General features: G+C 38.3%; 15 protein-coding genes. 12 read left to right on the top strand and 3 right to left on the bottom strand.

Going from position 1 to position 16,875, the window contains the following annotated elements:
- Nucleotides 1–133: 133 nt before the first annotated feature.
- The 3 genes from RWZ99_RS05255 to RWZ99_RS05245 all read left to right on the top strand — a co-directional run bounded on the left by RWZ99_RS05255 (nt 134) and on the right by RWZ99_RS05245 (nt 4,088).
- The gene (locus tag RWZ99_RS05255; RefSeq protein ID WP_314676875.1) at nt 134–1,804 is read left to right on the top strand and encodes a formate--tetrahydrofolate ligase; all 1,671 of its coding nucleotides are present in this window, start codon (nt 134–136) and stop codon (nt 1,802–1,804) included.
- A 201-nt stretch (nt 1,805–2,005) separates the two neighbouring features.
- Nucleotides 2,006–2,680 (top strand): response regulator transcription factor, encoded by a 675-nt coding sequence (locus tag RWZ99_RS05250; protein ID WP_314676874.1) that lies wholly within the window; start codon nt 2,006–2,008, stop codon nt 2,678–2,680.
- Entirely contained in the window at nt 2,670–4,088 is a 1,419-nt protein-coding gene (locus RWZ99_RS05245; protein ID WP_314676873.1) for a HAMP domain-containing sensor histidine kinase, read from the top strand. The genes RWZ99_RS05250 and RWZ99_RS05245 overlap by 11 nt, the downstream gene beginning before the upstream one ends.
- Nucleotides 4,089–4,174: 86 nt before the next feature.
- Here RWZ99_RS05245 and rpsT read toward each other — a convergent pair whose 3' ends face one another.
- Together rpsT and coaA are read right to left on the bottom strand one after the other, a co-directional pair.
- On the bottom strand, nt 4,175–4,411 hold the full coding sequence (gene rpsT, locus RWZ99_RS05240) for a 30S ribosomal protein S20 (RefSeq protein WP_004182129.1): 237 nt from the start codon (nt 4,409–4,411) through the stop codon (nt 4,175–4,177).
- A 69-nt stretch (nt 4,412–4,480) separates the two neighbouring features.
- Nucleotides 4,481–5,401, bottom strand: a complete 921-nt coding sequence (gene coaA, locus RWZ99_RS05235; RefSeq protein WP_314676871.1) for a type I pantothenate kinase — start codon at nt 5,399–5,401, stop codon at nt 4,481–4,483.
- Between the two features lie 311 nt (nt 5,402–5,712).
- On the opposite strand from coaA, the gene RWZ99_RS05230 reads away from it, so the two are divergent.
- From RWZ99_RS05230 to RWZ99_RS05195, 8 genes are all read left to right on the top strand, one after another.
- Nucleotides 5,713–6,303, top strand: coding sequence for a class I SAM-dependent methyltransferase (locus tag RWZ99_RS05230; RefSeq protein WP_314676870.1), 591 nt, complete (start codon nt 5,713–5,715; stop codon nt 6,301–6,303).
- Nucleotides 6,300–7,577 (top strand): pyrimidine-nucleoside phosphorylase, encoded by a 1,278-nt coding sequence (locus tag RWZ99_RS05225; RefSeq protein WP_314676869.1) that lies wholly within the window; start codon nt 6,300–6,302, stop codon nt 7,575–7,577. Before RWZ99_RS05230 ends, RWZ99_RS05225 begins: the two co-directional genes overlap by 4 nt.
- Before the next feature lie 32 nt (nt 7,578–7,609).
- Nucleotides 7,610–8,272, top strand: a complete 663-nt coding sequence (deoC, locus tag RWZ99_RS05220) for a deoxyribose-phosphate aldolase (RefSeq protein WP_314676868.1) — start codon at nt 7,610–7,612, stop codon at nt 8,270–8,272.
- On the top strand, nt 8,259–8,657 hold the full coding sequence (locus RWZ99_RS05215) for a cytidine deaminase (RefSeq protein WP_314676866.1): 399 nt from the start codon (nt 8,259–8,261) through the stop codon (nt 8,655–8,657). Before deoC ends, RWZ99_RS05215 begins: the two co-directional genes overlap by 14 nt.
- 68 nt (nt 8,658–8,725) lie before the next feature.
- A complete protein-coding gene (locus RWZ99_RS05210) occupies nt 8,726–9,790 on the top strand; it encodes a BMP family protein (RefSeq protein WP_314676876.1) in 1,065 nt (354 codons plus the stop codon).
- A 113-nt stretch (nt 9,791–9,903) separates the two neighbouring features.
- Nucleotides 9,904–11,442 (top strand): ABC transporter ATP-binding protein, encoded by a 1,539-nt coding sequence (locus RWZ99_RS05205; protein ID WP_314676865.1) that lies wholly within the window; start codon nt 9,904–9,906, stop codon nt 11,440–11,442.
- Nucleotides 11,435–12,502 (top strand): ABC transporter permease, encoded by a 1,068-nt coding sequence (locus tag RWZ99_RS05200; RefSeq protein ID WP_314676864.1) that lies wholly within the window; start codon nt 11,435–11,437, stop codon nt 12,500–12,502. The genes RWZ99_RS05205 and RWZ99_RS05200 overlap by 8 nt, the downstream gene beginning before the upstream one ends.
- Before the next feature lies 1 nt (nt 12,503).
- Complete coding sequence (locus tag RWZ99_RS05195; RefSeq protein ID WP_314676863.1) at nt 12,504–13,460, top strand: ABC transporter permease; 957 nt, start codon at nt 12,504–12,506, stop codon at nt 13,458–13,460.
- Nucleotides 13,461–13,560: 100 nt separating this feature from the next.
- On the opposite strand, the gene RWZ99_RS05190 is transcribed toward RWZ99_RS05195, so the two are convergent.
- The gene (locus RWZ99_RS05190; protein WP_314676862.1) at nt 13,561–14,196 is read right to left on the bottom strand and encodes an MBL fold metallo-hydrolase; all 636 of its coding nucleotides are present in this window, start codon (nt 14,194–14,196) and stop codon (nt 13,561–13,563) included.
- A 95-nt stretch (nt 14,197–14,291) separates the two neighbouring features.
- On the opposite strand from RWZ99_RS05190, the gene RWZ99_RS05185 reads away from it, so the two are divergent.
- On the top strand, nt 14,292–16,778 hold the full coding sequence (locus tag RWZ99_RS05185) for a bifunctional DnaQ family exonuclease/ATP-dependent helicase (protein WP_314676861.1): 2,487 nt from the start codon (nt 14,292–14,294) through the stop codon (nt 16,776–16,778).
- Nucleotides 16,779–16,875: the final 97 nt, after the last annotated feature.

Raw genomic sequence — 16,875 nt, 5'->3', positions numbered from 1 at the left:
AAAACAGACACTACTATTAGATATTTAACCTGTCTACTTGACAGGGGGCATATCAAAGTAATTGGTTAAAAATAGTGCGTTTTTTATCAATCTTTGTTATAATAGTACATAGAAAAATATAGAGGAGTGTCTCATGAAAACAGATATCGAAATTGCTCAAAGTGTAGAATTAAAACCAATCACAGAAGTAGTTGAAAAAGTTGGAATCGGCTTTGACGATTTGGAACTCTACGGAAAATATAAAGCAAAATTGTCATTTGATAAAATCAATGAAGTCAAAGACAACAAACCAGGAAAATTGATTTTGGTAACAGCCATCAACCCAACACCAGCAGGTGAAGGTAAATCAACCATGTCAATTGGTCTTGCAGACGCTCTTAACAAAATTGGTAAGAAAACGATGATTGCCCTTCGTGAACCATCTCTTGGTCCTGTTATGGGGATTAAAGGTGGTGCTGCTGGTGGTGGTTACGCTCAAGTGCTTCCAATGGAAGATATCAACCTCCATTTCACAGGTGATATGCATGCTATTACTACAGCGAATAATGCCTTGTCAGCCCTTCTTGACAATCATATTCATCAAGGCAACGCCCTAGGTATTGATCAACGTCGTATTATTTGGAAACGTGTAGTTGACCTTAATGACCGTGCTCTTCGTCACGTAACAGTTGGTCTTGGTGGTCCACTCAATGGTGTTCCACGTGAAGATGGATTTGATATTACCGTAGCCTCTGAAATCATGGCAATTCTTTGCTTGGCTACTGATATCAATGACCTTAAAGAACGCTTAGCTAACATTGTCGTTGCCTACCGTTATGACCGTACACCTGTTTATGTACGTGATCTAGAAATCGAAGGTGCGCTTACACTTATTCTAAAGGATGCCATCAAACCTAACTTGGTACAGACAATTTATGGCACACCAGCCTTGGTACACGGTGGTCCATTTGCCAACATCGCTCACGGATGTAACTCAGTTCTAGCTACATCTACAGCACTTCGCTTGGCAGACTACACGATTACTGAAGCAGGTTTCGGTGCAGACCTTGGTGCCGAAAAATTCCTTGATATTAAAACTCCAAACCTCCCAACAACTCCTGATGCTGTCGTTATTGTTGCTACACTTCGTGCTCTTAAGATGCATGGTGGTGTCGCGAAAACTGACCTTTCTGAGGAAAATGTTCAAGCCGTTCGCGATGGCTTCTCAAACTTGAAACGTCATGTAGAGAATGTACGTAAATTTGGAATTCCAGCGGTTGTTGCCATTAACGAATTTGTTGCTGACACAGAAGCTGAAATCGCAGCCCTTAAAGAACTTTGCTCAGAAATCAATGTTCCTGTTGAATTGGCTAGCGTTTGGGCTAATGGTGCTGATGGTGGTATTGACCTTGCTAATGCAGTAGTGGATGCTGTTGAAAATGGCAACGCTGATTACAAACGTCTTTATTCGGATGATGACAGCTTGGAAGAAAAGATTACTAAGATTGTTACTGAAATCTATGGTGGTAAATCAGTTGTCTTCGAGAAAAAAGCTAAAAATCAACTCAAACAGTTTGCAGAATTTGGTTGGGACAAATTGCCAGTGTGTATGGCTAAAACACAATATAGTTTCTCAGATAACCAATTCTTGCTTGGAGCACCAGAAGGCTTTGATATCACTATTCGTGAGTTTGTTCCTAAAACAGGTGCTGGATTCATCGTGGCTCTCACAGGTGATGTTATGACCATGCCAGGTCTTCCAAAAGCTCCTGCAGCCCTAAAAATGGATGTTGCTGAAGATGGAACAGCAGTTGGTTTATTCTAAGGATAACGAACGATGGACATAAAGCAGTACCTTATGGTGCTGCTATTTATACTAGTTATGAAAAACTTAAGGAAAGTATGGTAAAATGAATCTAAATAAAAGAAGAGCAAAGCACTAGAAGATTAGATGTATTTTAGATATAATGATAAGACTTAGTCAAGGTGTTCTTTGTATCTTTGACACCTAGCAAGGGGGATAATTATGATTAAAATTTTACTAGTAGAAGATGATTTGAGTTTGTCGAACTCTGTTTTTGATTTTTTAGATGACTTTGCGGATGTAATGCAAGTATTTGATGGCGATGAAGGTCTTTACGAAGCTGAAAGTGGTGTGTATGATTTGATTCTCTTGGACTTAATGTTACCTGAAAAAGATGGTTTTACAGTTCTTAGAGAATTACGTGATAAAGGTGTAACGACTCCTGTTCTTATCATGACTGCTAAGGAAAGTCTAGACGATAAGGGGCATGGCTTCGAACTTGGAGCTGATGATTATCTAACCAAGCCTTTCTATTTAGAAGAATTGAAGATGCGTATTCAAGCACTTTTGAAACGTTCTGGTAAATTTGATCAAAATACTCTTTCTTTTGGAGATGTTCGTGTCAATCTTGCTACAAATTCAACCTTTGTGGGCGACAAAGAAGTAGAACTTCTTGGTAAAGAATTTGATTTATTAGTCTACTTCCTACAAAATCAAAACGTTATCTTGCCTAAGTCGCAAATTTTTGATCGTCTTTGGGGATTTGATAGTGACACCACTGTCTCTGTTGTTGAGGTTTATGTTTCGAAAATTCGTAAAAAACTTAAGGGGACAGATTTTGCTACCAACCTACAAACCTTAAGAAGTGTGGGGTATATTTTGAAGAATGCTGACTAAATTTTTCAATTATCTCTTCAGGAGAATCAAGTCAGACGGATTTAAGTCCTTCATCCATTTCTTTGCAACTTTTTCTGGTATTTTCCTTATCATGACTGTCATGATTTTGCAGATTCTCAGTTATGGAGTCTATTCCAATGTTGACTCTAGTCTGAAAGCGGCAGCAACTAAGGCCAATTCGTATTTAGAAATGGAGATGCTAAAACGGGAACTTTTTCTGACTTCTGATGCAGATCAAAATAATACGGCAACCATCTATCAAGAATATGATAGCAAAGCATCGTCAGACGAAGTACCTAGTTCGAGTGATTCTAAGAACGAATCTAAAAAGAGCAAATCAAAAATTGAAGATGCTCCTCATGATTTGACTGTAGCGGCTAATACTAGTGTGTTAGTTCTTGATAAGAATGGTAATATCCTAAATGCTGTCGACAAATTTTCTAGCTTATCTAATTTACCCTTAGATAAAAATAATATTGGTGTAATCAGTAAGGGAAGTGCTCAGAACTATTTTGACCAAACGGAAAATTACCGCTTGATTACTGAAAAAGTAGATAATAGTCTCTATCCTGATGCTAAGTACATTGTGATTGCAATCAATACGACGCAATTAGAAGATGCTACTGAACGTTATGTAAAACTTATTGTCATTATGATGAGCTTTTTCTGGCTACTATCTATCGCGGCTAGTTTGTATTTGGCAAAATGGTCGAGACGGCCTATACAGGAAAGTCTGGAGAAGCAGAAGGCATTTGTTGAAAATGCTAGCCACGAGTTACGTACGCCACTTGCTGTGATTCAAAACAGACTAGAAGCTCTTTTCCGCAAGCCTGAGAGTACTGTTTTAGATAATTCAGAGAACATTGCTTCAAGTCTAGATGAAGTCCGTAATATGCGTCTTTTGACGACCAATCTCTTGAATTTGGCCCGTCGTGATGATGGTATTAAACCAGAAATTGAAACCTTAAATCCTTCTTTCTTTGATACTGTCTTTACCAATTATACTATGATTGCTGAAGAAAGCGAAAAGGGGTTTACTGCTCAAAATCAGGTTGGGCGCTCAATCCAAACTGATAAGACACTATTGAAGCAGCTCATGACAATTTTATTTGATAATGCTATCAAATATACAGAAGATGATGGTCATGTGACTTTCACCGTTCGTACTAATGATCGTCATCTTTATATTTCAGTGGCAGACAATGGCCCAGGTATTGCAGATGAAGATAAGAAAAAAATCTTTGATCGTTTTTACCGAGTAGATAAAGCCAGAACCAGACAAAAAGGTGGTTTTGGATTGGGCTTATCTTTGGCACAACAGATTGTTCTTGCTCTTAAAGGGACAATACTTGTCAAGGACAATCAGCCGAAGGGAACTATTTTTGAAGTTAAAATTCCCGGAGTCTAATGAGCAAATAAAAATCCTGCTAGCTTATGGTTAGCAGGATTTTTATGTTATTATGACAAGAAAAAAACTCCTACTGGAGTTTTCAATTAGTTAGCCAATTTAGCTGCAAGACGTGATTTATCGCGACTTGCTTTGTTTTTATGAATCAAACCTTTTGAAGCAGCTTTATCGATGCTAGCTGATGCAGCACGATATGCTTCTTCAGTTGGGTTAGCGTTAAATGCTTTAATAGCAGTACGCAAAGCTGATTTTTGAGCTGAGTTTTTTTCGTTTTGTTTAACGTTAAGTTCAGCGCGTTTGATAGCTGATTTAATATTTGCCAATGTTTTCACCTCCAAAATTTATCTAACTATATCATTATACGTTATTTTAAGACCCTTGGCAAGCTTTTTCTATTTTTTTAAGTGGATGAGATCAATTTTATGGTTATCTCCTTTATGAAGAATAAGCTCTGCACGATTTCGTGTGGGCTCGATATAATTTTCTAGATTTACCAAGTTGATTTCTCGCCAGGTTTTTTGCGCTAAGGAAAGTGCTTCTTCTTTTGTAAATTTGGTAAAACGATGGTAATAGTTGTTTTCATCTTTACTAGCAAGTTCAAGAAGAGTTTGAAAACGTTCAAGATACCAAGTTTTGATATTTTTCACGTCTGCATCAATATAGATAGAAAAATCAAAATAGTCACTCATATAGAGACGTTGGTTAATGGGATTCTGAAACACATTAATACCTTCAACAATTAGGAAGTTTGGTTGATTAATTTCCTGAGTAAGTCCTGGTACAATATCATAAATTTCATGTGAGTAAACAGGAATATTGACAGCTCCACCATTTTTTATGGTATCTAGAAAATTGAGAAGTAGTGGCATGTTGTAGGATTCGGGGAAGCCTTTGCGATTAAGTATTCCCTTATCTATGAGAACCTGGTTTGGATATAAAAAACCATCTGTTGTCACCATATCAACCTTGGCCTTTGGGAAGGTTCTTTGAAGAAGTAGCTGCAGAAGGCGACTGGTTGTCGATTTACCAACTGCAACAGACCCTGAGACACCAATAATAAAAGGTCTATTAGCCTGTGCTTTTTGCAAAAAAATCCCTTTTGAAAAGGTGAGGTCCTCTGCAGCTCGCTGATAGATACGAATCAAATTTATTAATGGAAGATAGACGTCACTCACTTCCTGAACGTCAATTTTGTCATTTAAACTTCTAATGGATTCTAGTTCTTCTGGAGTTAGTGATACTTGATCTTCTTGATAGAATCTTTGCCAATCGCTCCGAGATATCGTTTCAAAATTGATAAATTCGTTTAACATGGCTTAATTATAGCAGAATTTACTAATTCATGTAAGCCTTATCAAAATACTAAAAAATAAATTAAAAAATAAAAAGAAATTTAAACCTTTAATAAATTGTTGACATTACTTTTTTTGCTATGCTATACTATACTGATTTTGTAAGCCTTTTCATATCAAGAATTACTTTCTCAAGAGTTACTTGAAGAAACAAGGTGTTTTCATGATGAATTCCATTTCATTTTATATAGCATTCTCTTTTTTTTTCTGTTATACTTAGTGTAAGCCTTATCAGTTTCTACAACTTGATAAGAACACAAAGAAGGAAAAATATGTCTAAAATGTATTATGCGGAGACGCCAGATGCGGCTCATGATATTCACGATCTTAATGTAACACTCTTAGGTCAAGGTTTCCATTTTTATACTGATGCTGGTGTGTTTTCAAAAAAAATGGTGGATTATGGTAGTCAGGTCTTGCTCAATGCTTTAGATTTACAAAGAGGAAGAACCCTACTTGACGTTGGTTGTGGCTATGGTCCATTAGGAATTAGCCTAGCAAAGGTCCAAGGTGTCAAATTAACAATGATTGATATAAATAGTAGGGCTATAGATTTAGCTAAAAAAAATGCTGAACGTAATGGAGTAGTCGCTCAGATATTCCAATCAAACATCTACGAAAATGTCTCAGAAAAGTTTGATTATATAATATCCAATCCACCAATTCGTGCAGGGAAAAAGGTAGTTCATGAAATTATCGAAGGGGCATTTGATTACCTTAATCAAGGTGGAAGTTTAACAATCGTTATCCAGAAGAAACAAGGTGCACCTTCTGCTAAAGCGAAGATGGAAGATGTCTTTGGAAATTCTGAAATTATAAAAAAAGATAAGGGGTATTACATAATTAGAAGCGAAAGGTTATGAGAACAGTTGATTTAATTGAAAAAAAACGTGATGGTGGTGAGTTGACCACTGAAGAAATTGCTTATCTCATTCGAGGGTATGTATCTGGCGATATTCCAGATTATCAGATTTCAGCTTTGGCGATGGCAATCTATTACAAAGGGATGAGCATTCGTGAAATTCATGATTTAACGACAGAGATGGTTTCTTCAGGCAATCAATATGATTTATCTTGTATTGAAGGCGTTAAAGTTGATAAACATTCAACTGGTGGTGTTGGAGATAAAGTAACAATCATTTTAATGCCCTTAGTTGCAAGTTTTGGCGTACCTGTAGCTAAAATGAGTGGACGTGGATTAGGTCATACTGGAGGTACTATTGATAAACTTGAATCTATAAAAGGGTATCAAGTCGAACGTACCAAAGAAGAATTTATTCAACAAGTTAAAGACATTGGTATTTCTCTTATTGGACAATCAGAACATCTTGTTAAAGCGGACAAACTTCTTTATGCACTTAGAGATGTGACTGCTACAGTAGATTCTATTCCTTTGATTGCAAGTTCTGTTATGTCTAAGAAGATTGCTGCAGGAGCTGATAAGATCCTTCTAGACGTTACGGTAGGTCAAGGTGCTTTCATGAAGAGTTTGGATGAGGCTGAGCGTCTCTCTGAAACAATGGTTTCCTTGGGTCGTGAAGTGGGTCGAGAAACAATTGCAGTGATTACAGATATGAGTCAACCACTTGGTAGAGCTATTGGTAACCGACTTGAAATTATTGAAGCTATTGAAATTATGCAAGGTAAGGGTCGTTCAGACATTACAGAGTTCATTTGTGAATTAGCAGAGATTCTTTTAAGCTTGGCAGGTGTTGAAGCTAGTTCAGATGAAATTCGTCAACATTTAGTAGGGGGTGCAGCTCTATCTAAATTTGAAGAACTTATTGAAGCTCAAGGTGGAGACTTGAATGATCTTTATCGTAAGAGTGAAGCAGCTCATGTCACAGAAGTCTTGGCTGATGAAGAGGGTTATATTTCTGAACTACCAGCTTTAGCATTTGGTAAATATGCTATGAAATTAGGAGCCGGTCGTGCTACTAAAGGTGACACTCTCAATTATGAAACAGGTATTGTTTTCGAGAAAAAAGTAGGAGATTCTGTCAAAGTAGGTGAAGTTATCGCTAATATCTATAGTGACCAAGCCCTAACCGAAGAGCTAATGGATGAATTTAAATCTTATATTACAATTAGCAATGAATGTAAAAAGCCAAGAGAAATTTTAAAAATTATTTCTTAACCAATGAGAGAGCTTGTTTAAGGAGTATATTTATGACAGTTAATACATATATTGACCACACTTTACTAAAACCAGATGCAACGCTTGAACAAATTGAAAAATTGATTGCAGAAGCAAAAAAGTATGAATTTGCAAGTGTTTGTGTTAATCCAACTTGGGTAAAGACTGCAGCTGATTTACTAAAAGATAGTTCCGTTAAGGTTTGTACAGTAATTGGATTCCCACTAGGGGCAACAACATCGTCTGTTAAAGCGTTTGAAACACGAGATGCAGTTTCAAATGGTGCAGATGAGGTCGACATGGTAATCAATATTGGTGCTCTAAAATCTGGACAGAGTGAACTTGTTAAATCGGATATTAAAGCAGTAGTGGAGGCTAGTGGAGATAAGCTAGTCAAAGTCATTATTGAGACCTGTCTGCTTAGTGACGATGAAAAAGTTCAAGCCTGTCAACTTGCCAAACTTGCAGGAGCAGACTTCGTGAAAACATCTACGGGTTTCTCAACAGGAGGAGCTACTATAGAAGATGTCGAACTCATGCGAGAAGTGGTTGGACCAGATATGGGGGTTAAAGCAGCTGGAGGAACACGTTCCTTTAAAGATGCTCAAGCTTTCATCAAAGCAGGGGCAAATCGTATTGGAACATCTGCGGGAGTTGCGATAATGGAAGGTGAGAGTGTAGATGGTGGATACTAAGTTATCTCGAATTATTGAAGGAGCTGAAGAAGCTGCTGCTAAGGCCTATGTTCCTTACTCACATTTCCGCGTAGGTGCAGCTCTTCTGACAAAAAACGGTCAGATATATAAAGGTTGCAACATTGAGAATGCCTCTTTTGGTTTAACTAATTGCGCGGAACGTACTGCTATTTTTAAAGCAGTTTCAGAAGGTCATCGAGATTTTGAAATGCTAGCTGTCTATGGGGACACTGAGCAACCTATCTCACCTTGCGGTGCATGCCGTCAAGTAATGGCCGAATTTTTTAAACAGGATTCTAAAGTGATTCTTATCGCTGAAGATAAATCGACAGTCGTGATGACAGTCGGAGAGTTGTTGCCATACTCTTTTACAGACTTACAATAGTCTAATTGTTTTATTCTTTATTAAGCAAGTTTTCTTGCAAGTTTATAGGAGGAGTGTTCAAGATGAAATTGAACAAGAAAATTATTGGAATTGGCCTTGTTGCTGTAGCAGCACTTGGTCTTGCAGCCTGTGCTCGTGGTGGACGTGGTGGATCATCAACTGATTCAAAAGTTAAAGTTGCTCTTGTAACTGATACTGGTGGTGTTGATGATAAATCATTCAACCAATCAGCATGGGAAGGTCTTCAAGCTTGGGGGAAAGAACATAAACTCAGTAAAGATTCAGGTTACACTTACTTCCAATCTAACTCAGAATCTGACTTTGCTAATAATATGTCATCAGCTGTAGACCAAGGTTATAACCTTATCTTCGGTGTTGGTTTTGCTCTTCACGATGCAGTAGCAGATTCAGCTAGCGAAAACGAAGATGTAAAATACGTCATCGTTGACGAAGTTGTTGAGGGACACGATAACGTGAAAAGTGTCTTGTTTGCGGATAATGAAGGTGCTTACCTTGCTGGTATTGCAGCAGCAATGCAAAGTAAGACTAATAAGGTAGGATTTATTGGTGGTCAAAAATCAGACACAATTACACGTTTCGAAGCTGGTTTCACTGCAGGTGCTAAATCTGTAAAACCTGATATTGATGTTCAAGTTCAATATGCTGAGTCATTCTCTGATGCTGCTAAAGGTTCAACTATTGCTTCAACAATGTATGCTTCAGGTGTTGATGTTATCTATCAAGCAGCCGGAGGAACTGGTACAGGTGTCTTCACTGCAGCTAAAGAAATAAATGAAAAACTTGAGGCAGAAAGCGACAAGAAAGTTTGGGTAATCGGTGTTGACCGCGACCAATCAGCAGAAGGAAACTATACATCTTCAGATAACAAAGAATCAAACTTTGTATTGACTTCAACCATCAAACAAGTTGGTACTGTAGTTAAAGATATCTCTAATGCACAACTCGAAGGAGATGAGTTCGAAGGTGGTAAAACTAAGACTTATGGTATCAAAGATGGAGGTGTTGACATTGTAACATCTAGTCTTCCTTCAGATATCAAAGAAGCAGTTGTTAAAGCTAAAGATCAAATTAAGAATGGTGAATTGAAACCAACTGATGGTCTTAGCAAATAATGGTTTAAGTACACATACTTAGACTTTAAACTGGGACAATTTTTGTCTCAGCAAAGGGAAGCAGTCTATGGTTTCCTTTGCTGATACAATAATTATTTTTGAGAGGAGATTGTATGACGAAGCCAAATGTCATTGAGATGCACGATATTACCAAAAAATTTGGTGAATTTGTTGCAAATGATCACATCAATCTCGATGTGAGACCAGGAGAAATCCATGCCCTCCTCGGTGAAAATGGTGCGGGTAAGTCAACCTTGATGAATATGCTTGCAGGTCTTTTACAGCCTACAAGTGGAACAATTAAGGTAAATGGGCAAGCCGTGACAATTGATTCACCGTCTAAAGCAACAAAATTGGGAATTGGGATGGTCCACCAGCACTTTATGTTGGTTGAAGCTTTTACAGTTGCTGAAAACATCATTTTAGGTAGTGAAGTGACCAAATCTGGTGGTGTACTTGATATGAAGAAGGCTGTAAAGGAAATTACGGAATTGTCTCAACGATACGGCCTGGCGGTTGATCCATCAGCTAAGATTGCAGACATCTCTGTTGGTGCCCAACAACGTGTTGAAATCCTTAAGACCTTGTATCGTGGAGCTGATATTTTGATTTTCGATGAGCCCACAGCCGTTTTGACACCTTCTGAAATTACGGAACTTCTAAACATCATGAAAACATTGGTTAAGGAAGGTAAGTCTATTATCCTTATCACCCATAAGTTGGATGAAATTCGTGCGGTTTCTGATCGTGTTACGGTTATTAGACGTGGTAAGTCAATTGATACAGTGACTATCGAAGGGGCTACAAATGCTGATTTGGCCGAAATGATGGTTGGTCGTCATGTTTCCTTCAAGACAGAAAAAATCCCTTCAAATCCTAAAGAAGTGGTTCTTTCTATTAAAAACTTGGTGGTTAATGAGAATCGAGGCATTCCAGCTGTTAAAAACTTATCATTAGATGTCCGTGCTGGTGAGATAATTGGTATCGCTGGTATTGACGGAAATGGACAGACAGAACTTGTACAAGCGATTACGGGACTTCGTAAAATTAAATCTGGTGACATCACTATTAAGGGTGAATCTATCATTCATAAGACCACACGTCAGATTACTGAGATGAGTGTGGGTCATATTCCTGAAGACCGTCACCGTGATGGTATGATTCTTGAGATGACAGTTGCTGAAAATATTGCTCTCCAAACCTATTACAAGGAGCCTAATTCTAAGAACGGTATTTTGAATTATAACGTCATAAATGCAAAAGCTCGTGAATTGATGGAAGAATTTGACGTTCGTGGTGCTGGAGAATTAATTGCTGGTGGTGATTTGTCAGGTGGTAACCAACAAAAAGCAGTTATCGCCCGTGAAATTGACCGTAATCCGGATCTTCTTATCGTCAGTCAACCAACTCGTGGTCTTGATGTTGGTGCCATTGAGTACATTCGTAAACGTATTATCGCTGAACGTGATAAAGGTAAGGCTGTCATTGTTGTCAGCTTTGAATTGGATGAAATTCTTGATATGTCAGATCAAATTGCTGTTATCTATGATGGTGCAATTCAAGGTATCTTAGATCCTGCTAAAACTAATAAGCAAGATCTTGGTATTCTTATGGCTGGTGGACAATTGAATAAGGAGGAAGCAAATGTCTAAAAAAACACAAAATTGGGCAGTTCCTTTAATTGCTGTCTTCTTGGGAATGTTGGTCGGCGCTGTTTTGATGTTAATCTTTGGTTACGATCCATTCTGGGCTTACTACGATCTTTTCTCAACGGCCTTTGGCTCTTTGAAAAATATCGGTGAAATTCTACGTGCGATGAGTCCATTGATTCTGATTGCACTTGGTTTCTCTGTGGCATCTAAGGCAGGCTTTTTCAACGTTGGTTTGCCAGGGCAGGCCTTAGCTGGTTGGACCTCTGCTGTATGGTTTGCGCTAGCCTTTCCTGAATTACCTAAAGTAGTTTCTATTATTTGTACGGTAATTATCGGTCTTGTTGCCGGTGGTATCGCTGGTGCTATTCCAGGTATTCTTCGTGCCTACCTTGGAACTAGTGAGGTTATCGTTACCATCATGATGAACTACATCATTTTGTATGTTGCTAACAATATTGTCCGTTTCGGATTCACAGCTGATATGTTACGTTCATCAGAAGCCTCTAACAAGGTCGCAGGATCTGCAAGTTACCAAACAGATTTTCTATCTGCGTTAACAGATGGATCACGTTTCAATATTGGTTTCTTTCTTGCTATTGCAGCTGTATTCCTAGTTTGGTTCATGCTCAAGAAAACAACAACAGGGTTTGAAATTACAGCTGTTGGTCTTAACCCACATGCGTCTGAGTATGCCGGAATGTCATCAAAACGTGTGATTATCATGTCTATGATTATTTCAGGTGCACTCTGTGGTCTTGGAGGAACAGTAGAAGGACTTGGTACTTTCCAAAATGCCTTCGTACAAAATTCTTCATTGGCTATTGGTTGGAATGGTATGGCCGTTGCCCTCTTAGCAACGAATTCACCTATTGGTATTCCATTTGCAGCTCTTCTCTATGGTGTCTTGTCTGTTGGTAAGACTGGTATGATTGGTGTGCCATCAGAAATTATCGATGTTGTATCAGCTTTGATCATCTTCTTTGTTGGTGCCAACTATATTATTAAATATTGGATTCGCCCTCGTCATAAATCAGTGAAAGCTAAAGGAGGACAAAACTAATATGGACTTTATTACAATCTTAGCCTTAATCGTTGCCTCTATGCTGAAGTATTCAGCACCACTGATTTTCACAAGTATCGGTGGTACTTTCTCTGAACGAGGTGGTATCGTAAACGTCGGCCTTGAAGGAATCATGGTTATTGGTGCCTTCACAGGTGTTCTCTTTAACTTAAATTTTGCGGATAGTTTTGGCAATGCAACACCTTGGATTGCGGTCTTGGTAGCAGGACTTATTGGGCTTCTTTATTCCTTACTCCATGCTGTTGCGACAATTAACTTCCGTGCGGACCATGTAGTCTCAGGTACAGTTTTGAACCTGATTGCACCGTCTTTGGCTGTCTTCTTGACACGTGTTATCTTTGGTGCAGGTCAAACACCGGCTATCAGTCATAACTTTAAAACCGTTTCCTTCCCAATCTTAAGCCACATTCCTTTCTTGGGTAAGATTTTCTTTACTAATGTTTCTTTGATTGCTTATGTAGCTATTTTAGTTTCAGTAGTGTCATGGTGGATTATCTTCAAGACACGCTTTGGTTTGCGTCTTCGTTCAGTCGGTGAACATCCACAGGCTGCAGATACACTTGGGATTAACGTTTATCGTATGCGTTACTACGGTGTTATGATTTCTGGTTTCCTAGGTGGTATAGGTGGTGCTGTCTATGCACAATCTATTTCAAACAACTTTGCCATTACCACTATTGCTGGTCCTGGCTTCATCGCTTTGGCTGCTATGATTTTTGGTCGTTGGAATCCAATTGGTGCCATGCTTTCAAGTTTGTTCTTCGGTTTGTCACAATCTTTGGCAATTATTGGGAAACAACTTCCTGGAATTTCACATATTCCAAACGTTTATTTGCAAATTGCTCCATACGTCTTGACAATTATTGTCCTGGCTGCATTCTTCGGTAAAGCCGTTGCTCCTAAAGCAGATGGTGTTAACTACATCAAATCTAAATAAGCACTCTATAGTGTTTCAGAAAGGAAGGTCTATAGACCTTCTTTTTTTAACTAAAAAAACGACATCACCAAACGTAAGTAGGTAATGTCAACTTTTCTATTTATGAAAAATGAGGGTTAAAGACCTTTTCATGACCGATAGTTGTGTCCCATCCATGACCTGGAAAAACTTTGTAGTGGTTAGGAAGAGTGAAAAGTTGTTCTCGAATACTAGCGAGCAATTGGTCATGGTTACCCGTTGGAAGATCCCACCGGCCTACAGTCTCTTTAAAGAGGGCATCACCAGAAAAAACAGTTTCTTCTTTATCAAATATGAAAGAAACTCCTCCAATAGAGTGTCCAGGTGTTGGTACAACCTTAAACTGAAAATCCTTAATGTCATACTCCTTGGTAAAGTCAAAGTAGTAGTCTGCAGGATTGACAATAACGTCTTCCATATCGTCATGACGGGGAAGGCCCGATAAATTATCAATAGGATTCATTAACCAGTCTTTCTCAGCTTCTGCGACATAGACAGGCGGATGGTTATAAGCTTGACGGACAGCTTCGATGCTCATAATGTGATCATAGTGTGTGTGAGTCAAGAGGATAGCTGCAACAGGTTTAGCAATTGTCTCGAGTTCTGCTAAAATACTTGAAGTGTTGCTACCTGGATCAATGACTAAACTGGCTGATTCATTTTCTAAAATATAGGTGTTTTCCTGAGCAACAGGGTTTAAAATTCGTTTTATTTCCATAGCTCTAGTTTAGCACGAAATTCAGGCTTTTTCCAATATCAGAATGATGGCTTTGTCTTTTTTTGGTGCTTTGGATATGCTATAATAAGGTCACTATGAGTGAAAAAAACACGAATAAATATGCCATTGTTGATTTGGAAGCTACATCGGCTTCATCAACGGCCTGTATCATTCAGGTGGGAATTGTCATCATGCAAAATGGTCTAGTAATTGATGAATTTGCGAGTGACGTTAATCCACACCATGAACTTGATGATCATATTGTTCACCTAACAGGAATCACTGATCAACAGTTGTCTAAGGCACCTGATTTCTCAGAAATTGCTAGAACCATTTTTGAATTGATTGAGGATTGTATTTTTGTTGCCCATAATGTAAAATTTGATGCTAATTTGCTCGCAGAGGCACTTTTCATGGAGGGCTTCGAACTAAGGACGCCTCGCGTTGATACGGTCGAATTGGCTCAGGTCTTTTATCCGACGCTAGAACAATATAAACTTTCTTATTTATCACAAATTTTAAATCTTGACTTAGCTCAAGCTCATACGGCAATTGAAGATGCGAGAGCTACAGGACAGCTTTTGTTTCATTTGATGGATAAGATTGCTAGCTTACCTAGACAGACCATTGACATGCTTTTGACATTTTCTGATAATTTACTTTTTGAGTCTGAATTGGTTATACGTGATGCCATAAAAGGTAAAACTAACGGTCTTTCAAAGGAATATGTCATGCTTGAGGAATCTGGTATCGTACTTCGTAGACCTTTGACTTATATGTCGGAACGTAAGCTTTCTCAAGATTTTGAAACCAATATTGCTCTCTTAGGATTGGAATCAAGATCGAAGCAAGAGGAATTTGCGAAGGCAGTGAGGAGGGAACTTGACCATACTGATATTTCAATGATTCAAGCTCAAACTGGAATCGGGAAAACCTATGGCTATTTGCTCCCTTTGTTAGCACAAGCCGATGTCGATAAAGTAGTAGTAGCTGTTCCGACCAAGCTTCTTCAAAATCAGATTATGAGTCAGGAGGCTAAGGCCTTAGCAGAAGTCTTTAACATTAACTTTCATAGTCTCAAAGGACCACAGAACTATATCAAATTAGATGCCTTTTACCAGACCTTGTTACGTCAGGATAGTAACCGTTTGATTAATCGTTATAAAATGCAACTTTTAGTTTGGTTGACTGAGACCGAAACTGGTGATCTTGACGAAATTAAACAGAAACAACGCTACATGGCTTATTTTGATGAAATCAAACATGATGGCAAGCTGAAGGCAGATAGTCTTTTTGCAGGCTATGATTTTTGGCAACAGTCTTATCAAAAAGGTCAAGAGGCTAGAGTGGTTGTAACCAATCATGCTTATCTATTGACACGTATGGAAGATGACCATGATTTTGTTCGAGGGAAGACTCTTGTGATTGATGAAGGACAAAAGATGGTCTTGGCTTTGGAACAGTTTTCACGTCATCAAGTCAATCTTACTACCCTTTTGCAACATATTCATCGTATTCTTGATAGTGGTAGTCAAAGTTTGTTACAACAGCGTTTGCTTGAAAATTTACAGTTTGAAGTTAGTCATTTAATTCAAGAGCATCAACAATTCCCTCAAAAACAGTATAATCGACAGCAATTAAATCGTTTGCTTCAAACCATTTCTGAACTTGAAGGTGAGAGTGATGTGATGGAGATGCTGTCACCATTGAAATCACCACTTTACAGTCATTTTTGGCTTGAAACAGACTATTATCAGGAACATCGTGTTACTTATTTAAAGGCGTCACGTCAGGAGCTATTGAAATTATCTGATTATCTCCCAAGTGCTCAAAAAGTGATAATCGTCTCAGCAACAATTGATGTTGGTCCAGATGTCGATGTGGCTGATTTATTAGGACTAAGTCAGGTACGTAAAGTAAGCCTTCCAATGGATACTTTACCAAATCAAGCTATCTGGATTGATCAAAGCATGCCTATGATTGGTGTTTCTTCTGAAGAAGAATATGATGAAGCGATTGCAAAGCGACTCCAGAAACTGTCTGCAATGGGATATCCTATTATAGTATTATTTACATCTCGAAAGAGCTTGATGGCTGTTTCTGATTTACTAGATCATAGGGAAGTTCATCACTTGACTCAGGAGAAAAATGGGACAGCTTTTAATGTTAAGAAACGTTTCGATAGAGGTGAGACTAATCTCCTGCTTGGTATGGGGTCCTTCTGGGAAGGTGTTGATTTTGCCCAACAAGATAAGGTTATTGAGGTCATCGCTCGTCTTCCGTTTGACAATCCTAAAGATCCTTTCTATCAAAAAATAGAGTCTTTGTTCTCTAAGCAAGGGAAAAATACTTTTGATAGTTACAGTCTTCCGATGACGGTTTTACGTTTCAAACAGGCTATTGGACGTGCCCAAAGAAGACCAGAACAGCGATCAGCTATTCTACTAATGGATAATCGTCCCCTAGTTAAGAGCTATGGAAAACTGTTCATAAAGGAAGTGTCACAAGAAGTTACTCTTAAACATGCGCCATTTAAGCAGCTGAAAGAGGACATTCAAGAATTCTTAGAAAAAGAGTGCTAATTTTTTAGCAAAGATTTTTTAAGATGACAGAGTTTTTACGCCCTTCCTGAGTCATAAAAAGTTAGTCATAAATAGTCATTACTAGTTATAATAGCTA

This window comes from uncultured Streptococcus sp., assembly GCF_963545685.1.
Taxonomy (GTDB): domain Bacteria; phylum Bacillota; class Bacilli; order Lactobacillales; family Streptococcaceae; genus Streptococcus.
This window is presented reverse-complemented; position numbering and strand designations above follow the sequence as displayed.